A 21,507-nucleotide genomic window follows, 5' to 3' on the forward strand; every position below is an offset into this window, starting at 1 on the left:
ACCGCTAAACCAAACCCACTATTTCTAATTTTAAACAAAAAAGCCGACCAACTAATTAAATAGGACTCAAATTAACATAATGAGAATTCCCACAGCAACTTATCGGATTCAATTTCATGGAGGTTTTAAATTTGAAGCCGCCAAACAAATTGTGAGTTATTTGGAAGAATTAGGCATTACCGACCTTTACGCATCACCGATATTTAAAGCCAGAAAAGGCAGCACTCACGGCTACGATGTCGTTGACTCAAATCTGCTCAATCCCGAATTGGGAAACTCAGAAGATTTTGAATCGCTCACCTACGAAATCAAGCAGCGAAAAATGGGATGGCTGCAAGATATTGTCCCGAACCACATGGCCTACGACACTCAAAACTTGCTACTGTCAGACGTATTAGAAAACGGCCCGGATTCCGACTATTTCGATTACTTCGATATTGAATGGAATCACGCTTACGAAAATCTCAAGGGTCGAGTTTTGGCTCCGCTGCTGGGCAATTTTTATGGAGAGTGTCTGGAAAATGGCGAGATTCAACTTCAATACAGGGAAAAAGGGCTGACTATCAATTACTACGATTTGAAATTGCCCGTCAAAATTGACTCTTACGGTAAGTTTATTACTCATGATTTAGGGCATTTAGGCAGGGAATTAGGCAGGCGACATCCAGATTTTATCAAACTTTTAGGAATTATTTACCTAATCAAAAATACCTCTTCCGAAGTTAAAGGTAAGGCGCGATACGATCAGGTAGCTTTTGTCAAAGGATTGCTGTGGGAACTCTACAATCAAAATCCCGTAGTGCATGAATTTATCGATAAAAACATTAATGTTTTTAACGGAGAAAAAGGCAATGCTGAAAGCTTTAATTTGCTGGACGATTTGCTTTCCGATCAGTTTTACCGCCTATCTTTCTGGAAAGTGGGAGCTGAAGAAATTAACTATCGCAGGTTTTTTACGGTCAACGAACTGATGTCGGTAAAAGTTGAAGAAATTAAAGTTTTCCACAAAAACCATGCTCTGATATTCGAGATGGTTGAAGAGGGAAAGTTTACCGGATTAAGAATCGACCACATCGACGGACTCTACGATCCAACGGAATATTTGAAACGGCTGCGGGAAAGAGTCGGAGATACTTACACTACTGTCGAAAAAATTCTGGAACACGAAGAAGATTTGCCGCCATATTGGCCGATCGAGGGGACGAGCGGCTACGATTTCTTGAATTATGTAAACGGCGTTTTTTGTCGGTGCGATCGCGAAGAGCAATTTAGCGAAATCTATCATAGATTTACTCGACTGACCGTTCCCTACGAACAGTTGTTTTTAGAGAAAAAAGGGCTCATAGTTGAGAAAAATTTGGCGGGAGATGTTGACAATCTGGCTCAACTTTTGAAAAATATTTCCGGTCACTCCAGACAGGGAAATGACTTTACTCGTTCCGGTTTGGAAAAAGCACTGTCAGCAGTTTTAACAGTTTTTCCGGTGTACCGAACTTACATAAATCAAGAGGGTTTGCGAGAGTCCGATCGCACTTACGTAAAATATGCGATCGCCCATGCGAAAGAACTGGTACCGCGACTCCTCAAAGAACTTAAATTTATCGAAACGCTGCTGTTGCTGGAAGAAGAAGAAACTCTCACAGTCGAACAAAAAGAGGAGCGACGCCACTTTGTCATGAAACTCCAGCAATTGACAGGCCCTTTGATGGCGAAAGGAGTTGAAGACACGCTTTTATACGTCTACTACCGGCTTTTATCGCTCAACGAAGTAGGAGGAAACCCCAGTCAGTTCGGTGTTTCGCTGGCAGATTTTCACGACTTCAACAAACAGCAGCAAATAGCTTGGCCGCACAAAATGAATGCTACAGCTACCCACGATACCAAACGGGGCGAAGATGTGCGAGCCAGAATTAACGTTTTGTCAGAAATTCCCGAAGAATGGGAACAGCAAGTCAAGTCGTGGAGAGAGCTAAATTCTTCTAAGAAAATTAACTTTGTGAATCGAATGGTTCCCGATACTAACGACGAATACTTCTTGTACCAAACTATTCTCGGCAGTTTTCCCTTTGAAGGAATTGAAAACACCGATTATGTCGATCGCCTCAAAGATTATGCAATCAAAGCCGTCCGCGAAGCTAAAGTTTATACGGCTTGGCTGAGAGCCGACAACGACTACGAAACAGGTTTTATGACATTTATCGAGAGCGTTCTCGAAAATTCAGAAAACAATCAATTTTTGAAGAATTTTCTGCCTTTCTGGAAAAAAGTAGCTGATTACGGAATTTTCAATTCTTTATCTCAAACGCTGCTAAAAATCACCGCTCCTGGTGTTCCCGACATTTATCAAGGAACGGAATTCTGGGATTTAAGCCACGTCGATCCGGACAACCGCCGTCCGGTTGATTTTGACCGCAGAATTCAAGTTTTGCAGGAAATTAAACAGCAAGCTAAGACAGATATTTTGCAACTGGTAGAAGATTTGATTGCGACGCGGGAAGATGCTAGAATCAAGCTGTTTTTGACGGCAAGATTGCTAGAAGCGAGAAAAGAATACTTGGAAGTGTTTAAGTCGGGCGACTATCAATCATTGCAAGTAGTTGGCACGTTTAAGGATAATGTGGTTGCCTTTGCGCGAAGCTTTGGAGATACTACAGTTATTGTCGTTGCTCCTCGGTTTTTGACGGGAGTTGTCAAACCGGCAGAAATACCGATCGGCAAACAAGTCTGGAAAGATACTAATCTGGTATTGTCCGAGCAAATGCCGTCGGTTTGGAAGGATGCGATTACCAACCAGCCAGTAGAAAGTAACGGTACGCTGGAAATTGGTGATGCTCTTGGTTATTTTCCCGCAGCTTTGCTGATTAGTCAGTAGTCAGTGGTCAGTAGTTAGTGGTCAGTAGTTAGTAGTCAGTAATCAGTAGTCATTGGTCAGTAGTCATTTTGCCCCCCGACCGAAGTCGAAGGGTAGTTAGTAGTCATATCGTGTGCGATCGATTGATAACGATCAAATTGGTTCGTAGTGCGGACTAAAGTCCGTACTACGAACCAATTTGTTAGGGTAATCGACTGGACGTGGTATCATATCAAATGCGGTAGCATTGGAATTATATAGTGCGAGTTTCCCTGCTCGCGAAGTCGATCGCTCTTCGGGGAAGCTCGCACTATCAATGATTAAAATATATAATTTCGATGCTATCGGAAACGATATCAGTAGGCGAAGACGAACTGGTTTTTTGTAGTGGCAAAATGATACATGACAGGGATATTAATGCGGCGGCGAGCAATATCAGAGATGAAGGTTTACAACTTTTGGCAGGAGGGCATCTCGCTACCGCTTCTGGAGAAAAAGTCAGACCCAGTAAAGGCACTGTTTTTGCAAGGTGTTTTTATTTGAAGGAAGAATGCCCGTGCGTGATAGCTGGGGAGTTGTAAAATATATAAGACGGCAAATACAACACAACATATACGGTTTGCCACAATGCCACTAGCGATCGCACGCCGTACATTAGGAAGAGTAAACAAAAGCAGTCAGCAACTGTAGCGGTGCAAGCCTCACGGATGCAACCGTCCCTCAACAGGTTCGGTAAATACCCCTTCATCGCAAGGTCTACCGCCCGCAGTATAGAGATCAGCACCCTATCGAAGACTGTATTAAAGCAGGACTCACTACCCGTAAACCGCGAGGTAATATCGCAGTCCTGAATAACCAGACTATCGCAAAGATAGAAAACCAAAATTTTGTAGAGATTGGAGCCGGAACACCCCTATGGGAAAAGTAGTTGGAATTGACTTAGGTACCACAAACTCCTGCGTCGCAGTTATGGAAGGCGGCAAACCCACCGTCATAGCCAACGCCGAAGGGGGTCGTACCACACCTTCGGTAGTAGCATACGCTAAAAACGGCGACCAGCTTGTCGGACAAATCGCCAAGCGCCAAGCCGTGATGAACCCCGAAAACACCTTTTACTCAGTAAAACGGTTTATCGGACGCAGAAATGAGGAAGTAGCCAACGAAACCACCGAAGTTTCGTATCAAGTGCTCAACGTCGGCGGTAACGTCAAACTCGACTGTCCCGCCCGTGGCAAACAATTTGCTCCCGAAGAAATTTCCGCGCAAGTTTTGCGGAAACTCGTAGAAGATGCCAGCAAATACCTCGGCGAAACTGTTACCCAAGCGGTAATTACAGTGCCCGCCTACTTCAACGATTCCCAGCGCCAAGCTACTAAAGACGCTGGCAAAATTGCCGGGATAGAAGTTCTGCGGATTATTAACGAACCTACAGCAGCAGCTTTAGCTTACGGATTAGATAAAAAAAGCAACGAAACCATCCTGGTATTTGACTTGGGGGGCGGTACTTTCGACGTATCGATTCTCGAAGTCGGCGATGGCGTATTTGAAGTGCTCGCAACGAGTGGAGACACTCACCTCGGCGGTGACGACTTCGACAAAAAAATCGTCGATTTCATTGCTAATGACTTCCAAAAAGCCGAAGGAATTGACCTCCGCAAAGACAAGCAAGCACTGCAACGCCTGACGGAAGCTGCAGAAAAAGCCAAGATTGAACTGTCGAGTGTTACTCAAGCAGAAATCAACTTGCCGTTTATTACTGCGACTCAAGACGGGCCAAAACACTTGGACACGACTTTGACGCGGGCCAAGTTTGAAGAACTCTGTTCCGATTTGATCGATCGCTCTCGCATTCCCGTAGAAAACGCAATCCGCGACGCGAAATTAGACAAATCTGCAATTAATGAAGTTGTCTTGGTCGGCGGTTCTACGCGGATTCCTGCGGTGCAAGAACTGGTCAAAAAAATCCTCGGCAAAGACCCCAACCAAACAGTAAACCCGGACGAAGTGGTTGCTGTAGGTGCAGCAATTCAAGCCGGGGTGCTCTCCGGTGAAGTCAAAGACATCTTGTTGCTCGACGTTACCCCGCTGTCTCTGGGTGTCGAAACCTTGGGCGGCGTGATGACCAAAATCATTCCTCGCAACACCACAATTCCTACTAAGAAGTCGGAAACTTTCTCGACTGCTGTAGATGGCCAAACAAACGTGGAAATTCACGTTTTGCAAGGCGAACGCGAAATGTCGGTTGACAACAAAGGTTTGGGAACTTTCCGCTTAGATGGAGTTCCGCCGGCTCCCCGTGGCGTACCGCAAATTGAAGTTACTTTCGATATCGACGCTAACGGTATTTTGAATGTAGCTGCCAAGGATAAAGGTACTGGCAAGGAACAATCGATTAGCATTACCGGTGCTTCTACATTGCCCAGCAATGAAGTCGAGAAGATGGTGAAGGAAGCCGAAGCAAATGCGACTGCTGATAAGGAACGTCGCGAAAAGATCGATCGCAAAAACCAAGGCGACTCTTTAGCCTATCAAATTGAGAAACAGTTGGCAGAATTGGGCGATAAAGTCCCAGATGCTGACAAGACTAAAGTTGAAGGGTTGATTAAAGACTTGCGGGAGGCGATCGCCAAAGAAGACGACACAGCCATCAACACACTGACAACCGAGTTGCAGCAAGCGTTCTACGCTGTCAGCAGCAACCTGTACCAGCAAGCTGACGGTTCCACTGGCGGCCCGACTGGCGGCCCGACTGGCGGCCCGACTGACGGCGGTGACGACGTGATTGATGCCGACTTCACTGAAGGCAACAAATAGACATTTCCCATAATTCCTGTGTAGCAGGCTGGAAAAGTCTGCTATTTACAGGCTGGTGAGGATTCGTCTAATTCAGAACAAGTGCGATCGGGCTTTCCCGATTAAACTGAGAACAGACAGCTAAAAGCCAGAAACCCGGTTTTGAAGAAAAACCGGGTTTTTTGGGTGATGAATTACCCACAAATCGGCTTTTCCCACAAAAACCGGATTTCTGAGGCTGAGACGATCCTGACATCTTGCACCATTTTCAATCAGCCCTAGGGGCAGGTTAGCTAAGGGAATTAAACCTGCATATAGGTGAAATAAACCCGCCCCACCCCAGCAGATAACCCTTGATTGACATTGCTGCAAGATATCAGATGTTCCCGACAATAAACTTCAGACTGGTTGAATAAATATCCTACACTAGCTATCAGATCGCAACCAGGAGTAAATTAAATGTCTCGTCCTCCCCTACAAAACTCTGCTGCAAATAGCCCAAATAAATCCCAGACTGCATCCTTGCGACGACTCCGCCAAATCAGCCACTTACTAGATAATGCAATTCCCATTCCCGGCACCCGTTATCGCATCGGACTCGATCCGATCTTGGGACTGATACCGGGTGGTGGCGATTTAGTTGGTTCGATTTTTGCAGGCTATGTTGTCTTCAAATCCGCTCAAATGGGAGTGCCGCAAGAAACTTTAATAAAAATGGCAGCTAACATTGTATTTGATACAGTTGCCGGTACAGTACCTGTTGCTGGAGACTTGCTTGATGTTGCTTGGAAAGCGAATGTCAAAAATATAGAATTGCTGGACGCTCATTTAGGTTCCCCAGAACCAGGTAAAAAAGCCGATTGGTTATTTGTGGCGGCTTTACTGTTAGGTTTGACGTTAATTATTGGAGGCGTTATTTTTTTGAGTGTCATGCTTTTAGGGTGGCTATTTCAAGTATTTACTGGACGGTAATATGAGATTTTAGGGTAAGAATCAGGAATGGGCGATCGCCACAAACAATTTAGTATAGCAATCCTAAATCAATTTAAATAACTGGTTTCCAACAATAGCCTGGAAACCTTGTCCCCAAAAAGGTTCGTAGTAAGGTTAATTGAGCGGACTTCAGTCCGCACTACGAACCTTAATCTGGTTAATTGAGCGGACACGATATTATTTGTTTCATATCCCGATCGAGCAACGCCGATCGCTCATATTTATCAATTTCCTCTCAAAGTCATTTTGTCAAGGTCTGAGTCCTAGATTAATCTGTGGAGTAAATCTCAAATCTAAAATTTCAAAGGGATTGACAAATTCCCATAAGCGTGCATTCCCAAACTAATCGCGGCTGTACGTAGTTTAGCAAATATTGTCGCGCTTTTTCCAAGGGTTCTAAGGGCGATCGACCAATTCCCCCGGTCAAAAACTGCTGCCAATAACAATGCTGTAAATAATCGATCAACCACAACTGAGATTCAGTATCCAAAGTTTTATCAATTTCCTTGGCCAATTCCAAAGCACACCGCAGATTTTGAGGCAACTGTTTCACCTTTTGCAGGAAATCATCGGGGATTGATTGCAGTTGCTGCCAAATAGCAATCGCCTCGCCAGGGCTTCCCTGAGCCATCCCCATTACCTCGGGATGCGATAAAATCTCGGCGAATCCGGCTTGCTGCAAAACTTGTGCCATTGCTTCGGAATTCAGCCGCGAAAACTGGATTTTTTGACAGCGAGAAATCAAAGTCGGCAGCAAAACATCCACAGTGGGAGCAATTAAAATTAAGGCTGCTTTTCCCGGTTCTTCCAAGGTTTTTAACAAGCCGTTAGCGGCTCCCTCGCCCATTGTTTCTGCTTGCTGCAAAACTACAACTGAACGCCCAGCTTCTAGAGGCGGTCTGCTCAAAAACTCACTGATTTCTCGAATTTGTTCTAAGCGGATTTGGGGCGGTGCTTTCCGCTTCAAACCTGCTTCCTCTGCTTCCTTTGCCGAAAGCCGTTTGCCTTGGTTCATGTAAGTTGGTTCTACCCAAAGCAAGTCTGGATGATTTCGCTGCCGGACGCGATTTTGCAGGGAGCTGATCGATTGTTTTTCGGGAAGATTGACTGAGAATAAAAGCTCGATGAAACACTGAACGGCTAAACTTTTGCCGATACCGTTAGAACCTACAAATAAATAACCTGGAGCAATTCGGTTGCGATCGACTGCTTGGGTTAGTAATTCTACGGCTCCATTTTGTCCGATTAATGATGTGAAATAATCCATGTGATAGTTGACAGTTGACAGTTGATAGTTGACAGTTGACAGCCCCCTGATATCAATTCCGTTACGGAATTATTCATTTCTCTCTAATCTCTCTGTGTTCTCTGTGTTCTCTGTGGTTAAATCATTCCGATGTTAACGGATTTGATATAAGTTGCGAGATAATAAGGAGGCAGAGCAAAAGTAACGAGCAATCGCTTAAGTTATTAAATTTTCATTCCTTACTTTTCGGAATTGGGGTTATTTGAATATCCCCAATCTTCTAGCCTGCGAGTTACAATGGCTTGGATTTCCTGGGCGACTTCATCTTCAGACCGATCGCCATTTATGCGAACAATGCGAGATTTATGTTCCTCCGCTAACTCCCCAAAACCTTGCTGCACGAGGCGGTGAAAGTTCAAGTCAGCTTGCTCCATCCGATCGCGCTCTCCCCGAGCCCTTACCCTCGCCAAACCCGCCTCCACATCAATATCCAGCCACAAAGTCAGATCGCTTTGCAAGCCGCCCGTGGCAATTTCATTCAACTGCTTAATTAAATTTAACTTAAGACCCCGGCCGTAGCCCTGATAAGCAATCGTAGAGTCAGTAAAGCGATCGCACAAGACAATCGTTCCCTTGGATAACTCTGGTTTCAGAAAAGTTTCGACGTGCTGAGCGCGATCGGCCGCATACATCAGTAATTCTGCCATCTCCGATACCAATTCTCCCGAATCTTGTTTGAGCAACAAATGTCGCAGTTGCTTTCCGAGCTCAGTCCCCCCCGGTTCGCGAGTAGCCACCAACCCGACTTTCAAATAGCAACTTGATTGCAGCCAATGTATCAACCGCTGCATTTGAGTAGTTTTACCCGCACCTTCGCCGCCCTCAAACACAATAAATTTACCCTTCATGAGTCTAACTTTCCATCTAAATAAAATAAATCCATATTGTTCTGTCGATCTCTTCTAGGTTCGGTATGATAAGAAAGTCTAAATGCCTCACGGCTGGAGTTTTCTATGGCTCGCTATACTGGTTTTTTTATCGTTGCCGTTCCGATCGACCGTCTCCGTCAGTCTCTGATTGAAATTTTAGAGTCATGCAATCTTGATATTATCTACAATACAGGAGATTCCCTCATGGCTCGCGAAATTCCGGGTCAAGTTTCGATTCCGAAACTTGTCACAGCAGAAGTCCTAATCGAAAAAAACACGGCCAGCGACTCAGAGGTTCGCATGAACTTCGTGATTAAAAACGAGGAACTACCACTGCAAACCAATAACCACTGCCGTCAAATGTTCGAGCTAGTCAGTCATTCAATTATGAAAAACAATAATTGGCGGCTCTTGGAAAGTATGGCACTGTAGCCATCAGTCAGTCGATTTTAGATTTTAGATTTTAGATTGACTCCACAGATGAATCTGGGGTCTCGAACTAACGTCGAAACTTCTTGGATCTCGACTCCTGGTGTGAGGGGCTTGTATCCGTCTTGGGATGAGGTCATTAGTCATTAGTTTGTGGCTAATGACCGATGACTGATGACTGAGGACTTTTATCTGCAAGCCCTACATTTAAGCTCGAAAGTTCCGGCGTAGCAACAAAGAATTTGTAACAACGCTAACAGAACTAAAGGCCATAAATGCACCGGCCGCCGCAGGAGTGAGTAGAATTCCGGTTGCAGGTAGCAAGATACCGGCTGCAACTGGAATTCCCAAAGTATTGTAAACAAAAGCCCAGAATAAATTTTGGCGAATCTTATTAAAAGTAGCGCGACCAAGGTCGATCGACTCAACAACATCCATCAAAGCATTTCGCATCAGCACAATTTGAGCCGTCTCAACTGCCACATCAGTGCCGCAGTGCAAACCGATACCGACATCAGCTTGAGCCAAAGCCGGCGCATCATTGATGCCATCCCCCACCACAGCCACTTTACAGCCTTGAGCTTGCAAACTGGCGATCGCCCTCGCCTTCCCATCCGGCCGCACTTGGGCCAAAACATCAGCCGCCGCCAAACCTAGCTGCTGCTGCGCCACCGCCGCCGCCGCCTCCGTATCCCCCGTCAGCATCATCACCCGCAATCCCATCTCCCGCAAACGTTCCACCGCCGCCTTAGCATCCGGTCTCAGAGTATCTTTTAGCCCGATTACCCCAAGCAAAACGCCCCCAGAAGCCACGAAAACCGCCGTTTTGCCTTTGCAAGACTCCAAAAGTTCCGCAGCCACAGCCACGCCCTGCTCGCTCATCCACGCGGCATTCCCCGCGAACACCCGCCGCCCCTCAACCAAAGCAGAAACCCCCAATCCCGGTTCCGTGTAGAAATCCTCAGCAGGTAGCAGCGGCAAACCTTGCTGTTGAGCTTCCAGCAAAATCGCTGCGGCGATGGGATGACAAGCGCCCCTTTCCACCGCCGCGGCAATTTGCAGCAGTTTTGAGTCAATTGTGGCAATTGTGGAAGCAACATCTTGCCTGTTTCCGACATTAATATCCGAGTTCAAATCCCAATCCGAATTCTGGAAAATCGGCAAATAATCAGTGAGTGTAAGATTGCCGGTTGTGAGAGTGCCCGTTTTGTCAAAAACCACAGTATCTAATTGATGTACCCGTTCTAAAACATCGCCACCGCGAATTAAAAGTCCGCGCTCCGCGCCGATACCAGAACCGACTAAAATTGCAGTTGGGGTAGCAAGTCCCAAGGCGCAAGGACAAGCGACAACTAAAACTGCGATCGCCAATTTCAAACTTAACAACACAGAAGATTGATAATGGATAATAGGCAATTGGTAATTGGTAATTGGTAATTGGTTTACCCTGCCCCATGCCCCATGCCCCATGCCCCATGCCCCATGCCCCATATCGTGTTCTAAAAGCACAGAAGGCCAAATATGAGTTCCGGCAAAATACCAAAATAGGAAAGTTAAAGCCGATATCGCCATAACCCCATATACAAAATATCCGGCGACAGTATCAGCTAAATTTTGAATCGGCGCTTTGCGAGTTTGGGCAGCTTGCACCAAAGCCACCATTTGAGCTACAGTTGTTTCTTGACCGGTGCGAGTTGCGCGCATCACAATTGCGCCGGATTTGTTGATAGTTCCTGCTGCGACTGTATCTCCCGGTTGTTTCAAAACAGGCATCGATTCGCCAGTCAACATCGATTCATCTACAGTTGTTTTACCTTCGCAGACTTCGCCGTCTACTGGGATTTTTTCCCCTGGTAAAACTTGCAGCCATTCTCCGACTCGAACGCGATCGGCTGGAATTTCAATGTATTGTGGATTGTAGAGTTGAGATGTCGAGTTTGGGGGCAATTCTTCCGAGTCTAAATTTAAAATCGGCAGTTTAAAATCAACTAAGCGGGCAGTTGCCGGCTGCAATGCGATTAAAGCTTGCAAAGCTGATGCAGCGCGCCGTCTGGCTTGCTGTTCGAGAGTTTTGCCCAACAAAATAAAGCCCAGCAGCATCACTGGTTCGTCAAAAAAGCACTCCCATCCCATCCGTGGAAACAGCAGCGCCGCGTTGCTAGCGGTGTAAGCGGTGACAGCGCCTAAAGCTACTAAAGTATTCATGTTGGGTGCGTTTCGCCACAAACTGCGGCAGCCGTCAACGATAATCGGGCGGCCAGGTAGCAGTAATGCGAGGGTGGCGAGTCCCCAGTGAAACCAGATGTTGCTGAGAATTGGGGCTTTGGTGCCGAGTATGTGACCTAAACCGGATAGAATAATTAGGATAAGGGCGATCGACAATTGATTGATTTGCTGTCGAATTTCTTGCCGCCGCCGTTCAACTGTTGCCGCTTCGGCTTCTTGCTGATTTCCACCTAACCGAGACACAGAGGGAAATCCGTTATCAGTTAACTTTTTTGCTAAAGCTTCTGCATCGACAGCCCCCGGTTGGCATTCAACCGTTGCAACTTCTACTGCTAAGTTAACGCAAGCTGAAATTACACCTGAATGCTGCATGAGTTGGCGTTCAACTGCTTTGGCGCAGCCGGCACATTTCATCCCGCTGACATCGAAAGTCACAAGTTCTGGCGGCGGGGATTCTTTAATTGGGATGATTTCTGGTTGATTTTCGGAGATTGTTTTGGGGACAAATTGCATTGTTTTTTTGTATAGATGAGTAGGTTTTTGTATTTCGGAAATATTTGGATGCACTGTTCAGACAAATGCTTGTATTTTGATAATAGATAATTTTTCTGGCATCTTCCGAAAGTGTTAGTTTTTTTTAATTCTTATTAATTGCCCGGTTGAAAGCGGATCTTTATTTGATACAATCAGTGAATTGCTTCGTTAGTATCCAGCTTTTGTCTGACGAATTTAGCTATGACACCAACACCAAAATATTATATTGTCAAACGTCTGGCCGGTAATTGTGAGATTTTGCCGTTGGCGGAGCCCGCCCCTACGGGGGCTACGCCAACGCAGACGATCGCCCAAATCGAAGAACAAGACCCTACTATTATAGACAAGTGGGGCCCTTACGATTCTGCAGAAGATGCGATCGCCCGACGCATCGGTTTAATTCGCGCGGGAAAATGTCAACCGCAATAAATAAACTTGAAGGACTAAAGTCCTCACTACGAACCAGGTTTGTAGTGAGGACTTTAGTCCTTCTTTGATGGAGTTTTTGTTGGTGACTAAAAACTACTTGGATTTAGAAGGTGCTGCACTCGGTTTTGCCTGCGCGGTAGTCGGTTTGGGCGATGCAGAATTGGGTTTCAACTGAGCTTTGTCGTTCCCTGTTTTGCCAGTAACTTCTTTTGTCAAAACTTCTAAAGCCTTCGCGTATTGCGGATCTGCCGCCGTAGCAATTTTATCGCGATCGCGCCTCAACTCCTGTTTTTGAGCGTCGGTGAGTTCAATCACAAAATCCGGTTTAATTCCCATGTGATTGATATCAGTGCCGTTGGGAGTAAAATATTTGGCAATTGTCACCGCCAAACCCGAACCATTTCCCACGCCGCGTACCGACTGCACCAAACCCTTACCAAAAGTCTTTGTACCAACCAAAACCGCGCGTTTGTTGTCTTGCAAAGCACCGGATAGAATCTCGCTAGCACTGGCTGAACCTCCGTCTACGAGTACAACCAAGGGTTTGTCAGTAATCTCTCCCTTGTTTGCAGTTTGTCTGTCGGCCTCCCCGACTCGATCGACCGTCGAGACGATCGTACCTTCCTTGAGCCACATCCGAGCAATTTCAATACTTCCGTACAGCAACCCGCCCGGATTGGAACGCAAGTCTAGGATATAGCCTGTCACCTTTTTCTGTTCCAAATCCTTCATTGCCGATCGCATTTCCGATGCAGCATTCGCACTAAACTGATTTAAGCGAATGTAGCCGATTTCGCCGATCGGGCTTTTCTGCACCGAATGTCGCACCGGATGAATTTCAATTTTAGCGCGCTTGAGCTTAAAATCAATTTCCTTTTTGTCCCGCAAGATAGTCAGAGTCACATTACTATTTACCGGGCCGCGAATCAAAGTTACCGCTTGATTCGTATCCATACCTTCAGTGGTTTTGCCGTCAATCTTAGTAATGATGTCTTTTGCCAGAATACCGGCGGTAAAAGCAGGGGTATCCTCGATTGGCGAAATCACCACCAACTTTTTAGTTTTCTCATCTTGAGTCAACTGAATCCCAACTCCTGTCAATTCCCCAGAAGTTTCCACCTGCATATTTTTGAACTCTTGAGGATCCATAAACCGCGTATAAGGATCGTCCAGCTTCTTCAGCATTTCCCGAATTGCTTTGTAAGCTTCATCGTCGCTGGTATAAGTGCGGTTCAAATAATCATTTCGCACTGCTTTCCAGTCAACCTGGTTAAAAGTGCCATCAACATAACTTTTGTCAATAATCTGCCAAACTTCATCAACCAATTCTTTAGGACTTCCCCGAAAAGAAGCCAGAGATTTAGAACTGCAACCAGTGTTGACAAGAGTTACAGCAGTGAGTGCAACTGCTGCAGCACTTAGAATAAGCCCTCGTTTTGTTATAACCATTTGTCTGACACGCCGGAGCAAAAGATTTCAGAATAATCACGCCCAATCTAACACAGGCAAGGCTTGGTCGGATTTTGGATACATATTTATTCAACTTTGCCGAGTTGTATTCCCGAAGCGGAAGCTGCCGCGCCTGAATGCGGACGCGGGTTTAGGAAGTTGATTTGCGAATGCCTAAATCCTTTGTATATCTGCTGCACAAGTCTCGCTCCCCCTAAATCCCCCTTAAGAAGGGGGACTTTGAGAAGACTTTCTTGTCCCCCCCTCTTCTTAAAGGGGGCTAGGGGGACTTCGATCGCTCTTGTCCCCTCTTCTTAAGGGGGAGTAGGGGGCAAGCTAAGGGGGGATCTGGCCTCAGATAGAAGCGAGATTTTTCAAAAGTTGCAGTCTCTGTGTTGACACCAATCCCATTGTGTCGGCCCCAAACCTACTCAGGTTCAACCCAGCGATCGTCCGATTTAATCAAGTCAATCAATTCTGCCACACCCTGAGACTCAGGAACCTTCTTAATCTCATCCCGGCCGCGGTACAGAGAAATATAACCCGGTTGCTTCCCGACATAGCCGTAGTCAGCATCAGCCATTTCTCCAGGCCCATTGACAATACAGCCCATTACTGCTATATCCAAACCCGTGAGATGCTTCGTCGCCTCTCTCACTTTGTGCAAGACTTCCTCTAAATTAAACAAAGTCCGGCCGCAGGAAGGACAAGCGACATACTCAACCATCGTTTTCCGCAGTCCCAAGGCTTGCAGAATGCTGTAGCAGACGGGAATCTCCTTTTCTGGGGCCTCTGTCAGCGACACGCGGATAGTGTCGCCGATGCCGTCAGTCAGCAGCGGTGCGAGGCCTGCGGTGGATTTGATGCGGCCGTATTCGCCGTCTCCTGCTTCCGTGACGCCCAAATGCAGCGGGTAATCCATGCCCAATTCGTCCATCCGGTGCACCATCAAGCGGTAAGCAGCCACCATCACCGGCGCGCGGGAGGCTTTGAGGGAAATTACGATATTTCGGAAGTCGAGGGATTCGCAAATCTTGATGAATTCCAGGGCCGATTCCACCATCCCTTCGGGCGTGTCGCCGTAGGTAAAAAGCATCCGTTCGGCGAGGGAACCGTGATTAACGCCGATTCGCAAAGCTTTGCCTTGGTCGCGCAGGGAAATCACCAGAGGTTCCAGGGTTTCGCGGATTTTTTCGCCAATTTCCGCGAATTCGCTGTCGGTGTATTCGCTTCTGTCGGCTTTCGGCTTCTCGAACACGTAAAGTCCCGGATTGATTCTCACTTTGTCTACGTGTTTGGCGACTTCCAGGGCAATTTTCATGCCGTTGTGGTGGACATCGGCAACCAGGGGCACGGCTTGGTAGGTTTCTTGCAATTTTTGCTTGATTTCGGCTAATGCTTTGGCGTGGGCCATGCTGGGCACGGTGACGCGGACGATTTCGCAGCCAATCTCGTGCAAGCGCCGAATTCCGGCGACTGAACCGTCGATGTCGAGGGTGTCTTCGTTAATCATCGATTGTACGACGACGGGGTTGCCTCCGCCGATCGTCACGCTACCGACTTGGACTGGACGGGTTTTGCGGCGCTTGATGGTGGTGTCGAAGGTTGGTTCGGTGGTGAGGGTTTTAGTGGGGTTCGGCAGAGTTTGCATAACTGGTTGCTAGGGTTCTTTAATTAGAGTTTATAAAATTGTGTCTGCTGTTTTTTAGGTTTGCACAGAAAGGGCCTGTTTGGGCAAAGAGGTTTTGGGATTTAGGATTCTTAATGAAATTGTGGCGAATTTGTCGATCGAATTATGTCGGAAAAGGGCGATCGAACTAAAAGCCAACCATCACCGGGAAGGCGAACTGAAGTTGGGCCCGTGGAACTAAACCCAACTTAGAAAATACAGTTAAAATACAGGCTATGCCGAGATAAAAATTAATATTGGTTGGCGGTGAGGAGAATGGTTTGGACACCGGGGCAGCGGTTAAATGGCGATCGGTATATCATTGAACGCAAGTTAGGTGAGGGTGGCTTTGGCATCACCTATCTAGCAAAGGAAGCGCCAAACGGGGGGCGGGTTGTCATCAAAACGCTGAAAGACGACTTATTGAGCGATCGAAATTTTGCCCGGTATCGGGAAAGATTCCGGGATGAGGCGATAAAGCTATCTGTGTGCAGGCATCCCAATATTGTGCAAATAGACAACTACTTCACTCACGATGATTTCCCTTGCATTGCGATGGAATATGTGGCAGGGAAAGATTTGTGGAATTTGGTAGAAAAGCGCGGTGTCCTGTGGGAAAGCGAAGCTTTAAACTACATCCGCAAAGTGGCAGAAGCGGTAATAGTAGTTCACGAAAAAGGTTTGCTACATCGGGATATCAAGCCACAAAACATTATGGTACGCGACAATTTTGATGCAGTTTTGATTGACTTTGGTTTGGCACGGGGTTTTATTCCAGATCGCACTCAGCAAATGACTTTGGGGCTAACACATGGTTTTGCGCCTCCCGAACAGTACGGGGAAATGGGCAGATTTGCTGAGTACACAGATGTTTATGCTCTGGCAGCAACGCTATACTATTTGCTAACGAAAACACAACCAACTCCTGCATTTATGAGAGCTTTAAATCATCCTTTAAAGCCACCGTTTCAGATTAATCCTAATATTAGCGATGCGGTGCATCGGGCAATTATGAAAGGGATGGAAATGAATGAGACAAAGCGCCCTCAGTCGGTTCAAAAATGGTTGGCTATGCTTCCCCAATCCCCCGGCAATCGGGGGCAAAGAGGGGGTGTTTCACCAACGATTCCTAGCCCGCAGCCAGCGCCCCAACCTGTAAAATTGATTTCAGCAAAAGGAGTTGATTATCGTCAACTCGATCGGCTGTTGGCTAGCGGAAAATGGCAAGAGGCGGATGGGGAAACGGCAAGAAAAATGCTGGAAGTAGCGGGGAGAACAAAGGATGGCTGGCTGAGGGGTGAAGATATCGATCGATTCCCCTGTGAAGACTTACGAACTATTGACCAACTTTGGGTAAAATACAGTAACGGACGTTTCGGCTTTTCGGTGCAGAAACGCATCTATGAAAGTCTGGGGGGAAGCAGAGAATATGATCGGAAAATTTGGGCAGCTTTTGGCGATCGGGTAGGTTGGCGTGTGAATAATAGTACATGGTTGCACTATAATGATCTAAAATTCAACACCAAAGCACCTATAGGACACCTCCCGTGTGTGAAGGGAAAGTTAACTGATGGGGTGGTTGGTGGAAGGCTTGTTGTGGGGCGTTCTCTTCTCTCGCGTCGAGACTTGTAGACTGTAACATCTAAGGGTTACAGAGTTTCGTGAAGATTTATAACAGAGGCTTTAACCACGAAACCGCGCCTGTTCTACGTTTCCGATACCTGGCACATTCGATTTACCAAATTACTAAAGAGTAGAAACTAGCTATTTTTTGATCGGCTGTAATAATAGCAGCTTGACTTCTTTTGGCAACTGCTACAACCACTCTATCTGCTGGATCTCGGTGTTCCCATTCTAATTTGACACTTTCTAGCCAAATGTCCTCATCAATTGGAACGATCCGAATAACATTAGACTTTTTTAAAGTAGCGATATAGTCATCAATACTTACTCCTAAATCTAACTTATGATTTTTGATCTTGATAGCTATTTCCCAGATGGCCGTTGATGGAACTAAACCATTTTTTTCTTGTTCCATCTGCTGACAAGCATCTTTTGCCGATTGAGAAAGTTTCTCTGGATCTAAACTCCACCAGATGAGAGCGCAGGTGTCAAGGACAACTGTCATACTTCCTGCCATTCTTCAGTTGTTGGCGTAGTTAAATCTTCAAAATATTTTACTTTCCCCCGCATATCCTTAAATAATTCTTCAGTTGAAAGAGACTTTTCATACTGAGAAATTATCACAAGTGGTTTAGTCCCATCCATCACTAAAATTTCTTCGCCTTCAATCTCGACAAGTCGCAAAAATTCTAGTAATTGAGCTGTTAATTGACTTTTGTCTATGGTTTTCATAGGACAATGATTGGTGTTGTGTTCAAACTACATTATATCTCAATACGGTTCACTGAGCAAAGGATGTCATTGCGATTCAAGAAAGCAATCGCAGGGACTATGAAGCTTTTGAGTTAAAAGAGGTGCGAGGCGAGCAATTCTTTTTTTCCTGATTAACTTTTACCCAATCGTAACTCATCTTTATGAGAAAAGCTATACTTAATCTATGGTGAAAGCTTGAGAGGAGATTTATCGGCCAGATGCAAATCGATGGATTAATGGGATACAAAGAGGCATTTAAGCTACATTCGATATCATAGCAAATCCTGCTTTAATATCGGGTTGATTCTTCAGTCCCCCTCTGCTAAAACTTCGTTTGACAAGAAACAATTTCAATCGCCGATCGCCTAAAATCAAAAATCAGCTACAATAAAAAATTAAAAAGCAATCAAAAAACATCGCCATGAGCGTAATTGCAGCCAAATGGACGATCGCCCAACCCACCCGCCGCACCAGTAAGCTATCGCGCAAATAAACATTGCATATTCAGGGCGGGCGGGACACCCCCACAAAAGTTATATTTTTTTGACATTCAATATAAATGCCGCAACAGCTTAACCGCCATTATATAGTTTTTTTTCTCCCGCGTAGCCGATCGCCTAAAATGATGTCCGGTCAATTAATCGCAATAAAAAATGTTGGTAGTGAGGACTTTAGTTATTAATATCGTGCTTAGGTTGCACCTTGCCGCTCAGTCATATCGTTTCCGGTGGCATTGGAATAATGAAATTGAGTCAACAGTTAATACTCAACCATTCAGTTTTTAGACCCCGAATCAACAGTCAACAGTCAACAGTCAACAGTCAACAGTCAACAATTCCGGTATGAGGGCAACTTAAATTGATATCATTAGCTAGTATTCAGCACTTAGTAGTTATTAGTCAGATGGCAAAAGAAAGAAGGAATAATATCTACTTTTGCAGTCTTGCCTGTTTATTTGCTAAACTAGAGGTTGCGCTCTGTCAATAAACGTTAGATTTATGCACAGGTTATTCACTGGGAAACTGCAGGTAGACTGTTTAACAATACCGATCGCAAATTTTCCAGCAAATCTATCGGGTACTAAAATTGTACAGCTTACTGACTTTCACTACGACGGGGTGCGGCTGTCGGAATGGTTGCTAGAAGAGGCGATTGCGGCGGCTAATGAAGCCGAACCAGATTTGATTTTTTTAACGGGGGATTTTATTACCTTCGATCCGGCACCTATTCACGACTTAGTGCAGCGATTGAAAAAGTTGCAAAGTCGGATGGGAATTTACGCGGTTTTGGGGAATCACGACCACTATTGGCCGGGGGCAAAAATTGAGGTTGCTAATGCTTTGAATAACGCAGGTATTCGGGTGTTATACAACGAAGCCATTTATCCTTTGGGGGCTGAGTTGGCTTTAGTTGGGTTGGCAGATTTTTGGTCTGGCGATTTTAAGCCTGAATCTGTAATGACATCAATAAATCCGGGGATTTCTCGGATTGTATTGTCTCACAATCCTGATACTGCTGAAAAGCTCCAAAAGTGGCGGATTGATTTGCAGTTTTCCGGGCACACTCACGGCGGTCAAATTGTGATTCCCGGTATCGGGCCTTTGTATGCTTGGGTGAGAAAAATTGGCTATTTGATTCCTGAACCAATCCGAAAGTGGATTCCTCTTCTGTCGGCTTGCGATAGAGTAGTTAGTCACTGGGAATGGGCTAGCGGTTTGCATCGGGTTGGGAGTAATTTGCTGTACGTGAATCGCGGTTTGGGAACTTATGCGCCAGGGAGGCTATTTTGTCGGCCGGAGGTGTCAGTAATTACTTTGGTTTGTCAAGAACAGGGGGCGGTTGAAACGGCTTCTACGCGAGACTTGCACTCGACAGGAAGGGGTTAACGGCAGTTGACAATTTACCTAGATTTACCTAGATTTTAGTTGCTAAATTCTCAGCAAGTTGACTACCCAAGTTAATTGGCGTTGGTGATTTCGATCGAAAAATCGCAACATGATGGAGAAGACTCCGCCAGCGACGTTCCAAAAGTAAAAGAAACTCTTTAAAAAGCTTGCAAATCCTGCGCGAAGCTATTAATATACTAAGATACAACCACATTGAGAGGTCGAATCAATGGCTACCATAACGTACTGCAAAGGCCTGCCCACGCCAGCAGATGAACTCAACGAACTAGGATTTACAGATTTCGAGATGTTTCTAGAAGCTTACTCCCCAATTTTTAGGGCTGCAAGCATTGAAACAGTCAACCACTTACTATTGAATACAGACTTTAAGAAATCTGACTGGAACACGCACCTACAGCAAACCTACGGCATCAATAAGCGCCACGCAAATGGCGTAATCAGCGCTGCCAAAGGTCGTGTAGACGGTGCTAAAGAGCATAGAATTTTACACGTAAAAACTCTTGAAGGAAAGATTAGGTCTATTGGTGCGTGGATTAAAAAGGCTGAGCGTAAACTGTTATTAGCTCGTAAGTTTTATGCTAAGAAAAAATGGCAGAGTTCAAAGACGGGATGCAATTTTCCTATAGCTTGTTCGCTCCAACACAAATCTACTAATTGGCAGAACTTACGCCTTCAAATACACAATAAAAAGCGTAGACTGATTTTGTTGACCAACAGACTCGAACACTTAAGACTTAAGCCAATCAAAGTCTTCGTCCCTCACAGCGATATCTTCGTTGTCGGCTCTAAGGACGAATCTTTGGGAAATCAAGTCTCTCAGTGGAATAGAAACAAAATAACGTTTAGAGTTCCCAAATGTTTAGAGTCACGATTCGGAAAGACTGTATCTTCCGAGGTTGGTGATTTCAATCGCAACATAAATAGATTGCCAGAATGCGGGGCTAAAACTTGGCACTTCTACCGCAAGAATGGGAAGTGGGTTATTGCCGTGCAGTTTACCCCAGCTCCCGTGAATCAAGTTTCTAGAAATAGGATGTACGGTTGTATTGGTATCGATATGAATCCTGGCTCTATTGGGTGGGTTTATGTTGATCCTGAAGGGAATCTCAAAGCCAAAGGACAGATTCCATTGCAAATGGGTTTGTCGAATGGCAAGCAGCAGGCTCAGCTCGTTAATGCTTGCCTGCAACTAGCAGCAAAGGCTGCGGAATTTGAATGTCCCGTAGTTTGTGAAGAACTTGATTTCTCCGTAAAAAAGGAATCTTTAGGAGAGAAAGGCAGAAAATATGCTCGGATGTTGTCGGGTTGGGCATACAGCGAGTTCTACAAGCAACTCAATTCTATTCTGTCGAATCGCGGAATTGAGTTGATTACAGTCAATCCGGCATATTCAAGTATTATCGGCTTGGTGAAATATTTAAGAATGTATGGCTTAGCTAGTGACGAATCGGCTGCACTGGTAATTGCTCGCAGGGCTATGAAATTAAGTGAAAAAATACCTCGCTCCTTAACCGCCTATTCTGAAGTGAATTCAGAAAAGCACGTTTGGAGCGAGTGGAACCAACTAAATAAAAATATCAAACGTTCCGCTACAATATCACGTCGTTGTGATTATTATAGCGTTTCTAACTGGAGTTTCTTGGTCAACCTCGACATCGGGGAAGCATAAGCGCTAA

The 21,507-nt window shown here is 45.6% G+C and carries 17 protein-coding genes; 10 read left to right on the forward strand and 7 right to left on the reverse strand.

Annotated elements, in window-relative coordinates:
- The first annotated feature begins 79 nt into the window (after nt 1–79).
- From treY to QT998_RS17830, 4 genes are all read left to right on the forward strand, one after another.
- Nucleotides 80–2,872 (forward strand): malto-oligosyltrehalose synthase, encoded by a 2,793-nt coding sequence (gene treY, locus QT998_RS17815; RefSeq protein WP_333116588.1) that lies wholly within the window; start codon nt 80–82, stop codon nt 2,870–2,872.
- Nucleotides 2,873–3,246: 374 nt separating this feature from the next.
- Nucleotides 3,247–3,432 (forward strand): hypothetical protein, encoded by a 186-nt coding sequence (locus QT998_RS17820; RefSeq protein WP_333218102.1) that lies wholly within the window; start codon nt 3,247–3,249, stop codon nt 3,430–3,432.
- Between the two features lie 334 nt (nt 3,433–3,766).
- On the forward strand, nt 3,767–5,665 hold the full coding sequence (dnaK, locus tag QT998_RS17825; protein ID WP_333093349.1) for a molecular chaperone DnaK: 1,899 nt from the start codon (nt 3,767–3,769) through the stop codon (nt 5,663–5,665).
- A 438-nt stretch (nt 5,666–6,103) separates the two neighbouring features.
- Nucleotides 6,104–6,616: a DUF4112 domain-containing protein gene (locus QT998_RS17830; protein ID WP_333116583.1), complete on the forward strand. Its 513-nt coding sequence runs from the start codon at nt 6,104–6,106 to the stop codon at nt 6,614–6,616.
- A gap of 322 nt (nt 6,617–6,938) precedes the next feature.
- Here QT998_RS17830 and QT998_RS17835 read toward each other — a convergent pair whose 3' ends face one another.
- Together QT998_RS17835 and tmk are read right to left on the reverse strand one after the other, a co-directional pair.
- The gene (locus QT998_RS17835; protein ID WP_333093347.1) at nt 6,939–7,904 is read right to left on the reverse strand and encodes a DNA polymerase III subunit delta'; all 966 of its coding nucleotides are present in this window, start codon (nt 7,902–7,904) and stop codon (nt 6,939–6,941) included.
- A 218-nt stretch (nt 7,905–8,122) separates the two neighbouring features.
- Entirely contained in the window at nt 8,123–8,791 is a 669-nt protein-coding gene (gene tmk, locus QT998_RS17840; RefSeq protein ID WP_333093346.1) for a dTMP kinase, read from the reverse strand.
- Nucleotides 8,792–8,896: 105 nt separating this feature from the next.
- Here tmk and QT998_RS17845 point away from each other — a divergent pair, with 105 nt between their 5' ends.
- A complete protein-coding gene (locus tag QT998_RS17845) occupies nt 8,897–9,244 on the forward strand; it encodes a hypothetical protein (RefSeq protein ID WP_194012637.1) in 348 nt (115 codons plus the stop codon).
- Between the two features lie 204 nt (nt 9,245–9,448).
- On the opposite strand, the gene QT998_RS17850 is transcribed toward QT998_RS17845, so the two are convergent.
- Nucleotides 9,449–11,980, reverse strand: a complete 2,532-nt coding sequence (locus tag QT998_RS17850) for a heavy metal translocating P-type ATPase (protein WP_333093344.1) — start codon at nt 11,978–11,980, stop codon at nt 9,449–9,451.
- 222 nt (nt 11,981–12,202) lie between these two features.
- Here QT998_RS17850 and QT998_RS17855 point away from each other — a divergent pair, with 222 nt between their 5' ends.
- Nucleotides 12,203–12,430: a DDE transposase family protein gene (locus QT998_RS17855; protein WP_333093343.1), complete on the forward strand. Its 228-nt coding sequence runs from the start codon at nt 12,203–12,205 to the stop codon at nt 12,428–12,430.
- Between the two features lie 93 nt (nt 12,431–12,523).
- Here QT998_RS17855 and ctpC read toward each other — a convergent pair whose 3' ends face one another.
- Nucleotides 12,524–13,879: a carboxyl-terminal processing protease CtpC gene (gene ctpC / locus QT998_RS17860; protein ID WP_333093341.1), complete on the reverse strand. Its 1,356-nt coding sequence runs from the start codon at nt 13,877–13,879 to the stop codon at nt 12,524–12,526.
- Between the two features lie 427 nt (nt 13,880–14,306).
- Nucleotides 14,307–15,530, reverse strand: a complete 1,224-nt coding sequence (ispG, locus tag QT998_RS17865; protein WP_333093340.1) for a (E)-4-hydroxy-3-methylbut-2-enyl-diphosphate synthase — start codon at nt 15,528–15,530, stop codon at nt 14,307–14,309.
- 79 nt (nt 15,531–15,609) lie between these two features.
- On the opposite strand from ispG, the gene QT998_RS17870 reads away from it, so the two are divergent.
- Nucleotides 15,610–15,750, forward strand: a complete 141-nt coding sequence (locus tag QT998_RS17870; RefSeq protein ID WP_333093339.1) for a hypothetical protein — start codon at nt 15,610–15,612, stop codon at nt 15,748–15,750.
- Between the two features lie 74 nt (nt 15,751–15,824).
- Entirely contained in the window at nt 15,825–17,180 is a 1,356-nt protein-coding gene (locus tag QT998_RS17875) for a serine/threonine-protein kinase (RefSeq protein ID WP_333116581.1), read from the forward strand.
- Between the two features lie 103 nt (nt 17,181–17,283).
- On the opposite strand, the gene QT998_RS17880 is transcribed toward QT998_RS17875, so the two are convergent.
- Entirely contained in the window at nt 17,284–17,676 is a 393-nt protein-coding gene (locus QT998_RS17880; protein WP_333143612.1) for a type II toxin-antitoxin system VapC family toxin, read from the reverse strand.
- Nucleotides 17,673–17,903 (reverse strand): prevent-host-death protein, encoded by a 231-nt coding sequence (locus QT998_RS17885; RefSeq protein ID WP_333093335.1) that lies wholly within the window; start codon nt 17,901–17,903, stop codon nt 17,673–17,675. Before QT998_RS17885 ends, QT998_RS17880 begins: the two co-directional genes overlap by 4 nt.
- A 1,019-nt stretch (nt 17,904–18,922) precedes the next feature.
- Between QT998_RS17885 and QT998_RS17890 the strand changes: the two genes are divergently transcribed.
- Both QT998_RS17890 and QT998_RS17895 read left to right on the forward strand, forming a co-directional pair.
- Complete coding sequence (locus tag QT998_RS17890) at nt 18,923–19,810, forward strand: metallophosphoesterase (protein ID WP_333093334.1); 888 nt, start codon at nt 18,923–18,925, stop codon at nt 19,808–19,810.
- A gap of 229 nt (nt 19,811–20,039) precedes the next feature.
- Nucleotides 20,040–21,500: an IS200/IS605 family accessory protein TnpB-related protein gene (locus tag QT998_RS17895; RefSeq protein WP_333116578.1), complete on the forward strand. Its 1,461-nt coding sequence runs from the start codon at nt 20,040–20,042 to the stop codon at nt 21,498–21,500.
- Nucleotides 21,501–21,507 lie beyond the last annotated feature (7 nt).

This window comes from Microcoleus sp. S1D4 (assembly GCF_036700765.1).
In the GTDB taxonomy this organism is placed as follows: Bacteria; Cyanobacteriota; Cyanobacteriia; order Cyanobacteriales; family Microcoleaceae; genus Microcoleus.

What these genes read in the sequence shown, in the direction of transcription:
- QT998_RS17895 (WP_333116578.1), top strand. Translation starts at nt 20,040, where the DNA reads ATGGCTACCATAACGTACTGCAAAGGCCTGCCCACGCCAGCAGATGAA.
- tmk (WP_333093346.1), bottom strand. Translation starts at nt 8,791, where the DNA reads ATGAAGGGTAAATTTATTGTGTTTGAGGGCGGCGAAGGTGCGGGTAAA.
- QT998_RS17885 (WP_333093335.1), bottom strand. Translation starts at nt 17,903, where the DNA reads ATGAAAACCATAGACAAAAGTCAATTAACAGCTCAATTACTAGAATTT.
- treY (WP_333116588.1), top strand. Translation starts at nt 80, where the DNA reads ATGAGAATTCCCACAGCAACTTATCGGATTCAATTTCATGGAGGTTTT.
- ispG (WP_333093340.1), bottom strand. Translation starts at nt 15,530, where the DNA reads ATGCAAACTCTGCCGAACCCCACTAAAACCCTCACCACCGAACCAACC.
- QT998_RS17850 (WP_333093344.1), bottom strand. Translation starts at nt 11,980, where the DNA reads ATGCAATTTGTCCCCAAAACAATCTCCGAAAATCAACCAGAAATCATC.
- ctpC (WP_333093341.1), bottom strand. Translation starts at nt 13,879, where the DNA reads ATGGTTATAACAAAACGAGGGCTTATTCTAAGTGCTGCAGCAGTTGCA.
- dnaK (WP_333093349.1), top strand. Translation starts at nt 3,767, where the DNA reads ATGGGAAAAGTAGTTGGAATTGACTTAGGTACCACAAACTCCTGCGTC.
- QT998_RS17880 (WP_333143612.1), bottom strand. Translation starts at nt 17,676, where the DNA reads ATGACAGTTGTCCTTGACACCTGCGCTCTCATCTGGTGGAGTTTAGAT.
- QT998_RS17890 (WP_333093334.1), top strand. Translation starts at nt 18,923, where the DNA reads ATGCACAGGTTATTCACTGGGAAACTGCAGGTAGACTGTTTAACAATA.
- QT998_RS17875 (WP_333116581.1), top strand. Translation starts at nt 15,825, where the DNA reads ATGGTTTGGACACCGGGGCAGCGGTTAAATGGCGATCGGTATATCATT.
- QT998_RS17830 (WP_333116583.1), top strand. Translation starts at nt 6,104, where the DNA reads ATGTCTCGTCCTCCCCTACAAAACTCTGCTGCAAATAGCCCAAATAAA.
- QT998_RS17820 (WP_333218102.1), top strand. Translation starts at nt 3,247, where the DNA reads ATGATACATGACAGGGATATTAATGCGGCGGCGAGCAATATCAGAGAT.
- QT998_RS17845 (WP_194012637.1), top strand. Translation starts at nt 8,897, where the DNA reads ATGGCTCGCTATACTGGTTTTTTTATCGTTGCCGTTCCGATCGACCGT.
- QT998_RS17855 (WP_333093343.1), top strand. Translation starts at nt 12,203, where the DNA reads ATGACACCAACACCAAAATATTATATTGTCAAACGTCTGGCCGGTAAT.
- QT998_RS17835 (WP_333093347.1), bottom strand. Translation starts at nt 7,904, where the DNA reads ATGGATTATTTCACATCATTAATCGGACAAAATGGAGCCGTAGAATTA.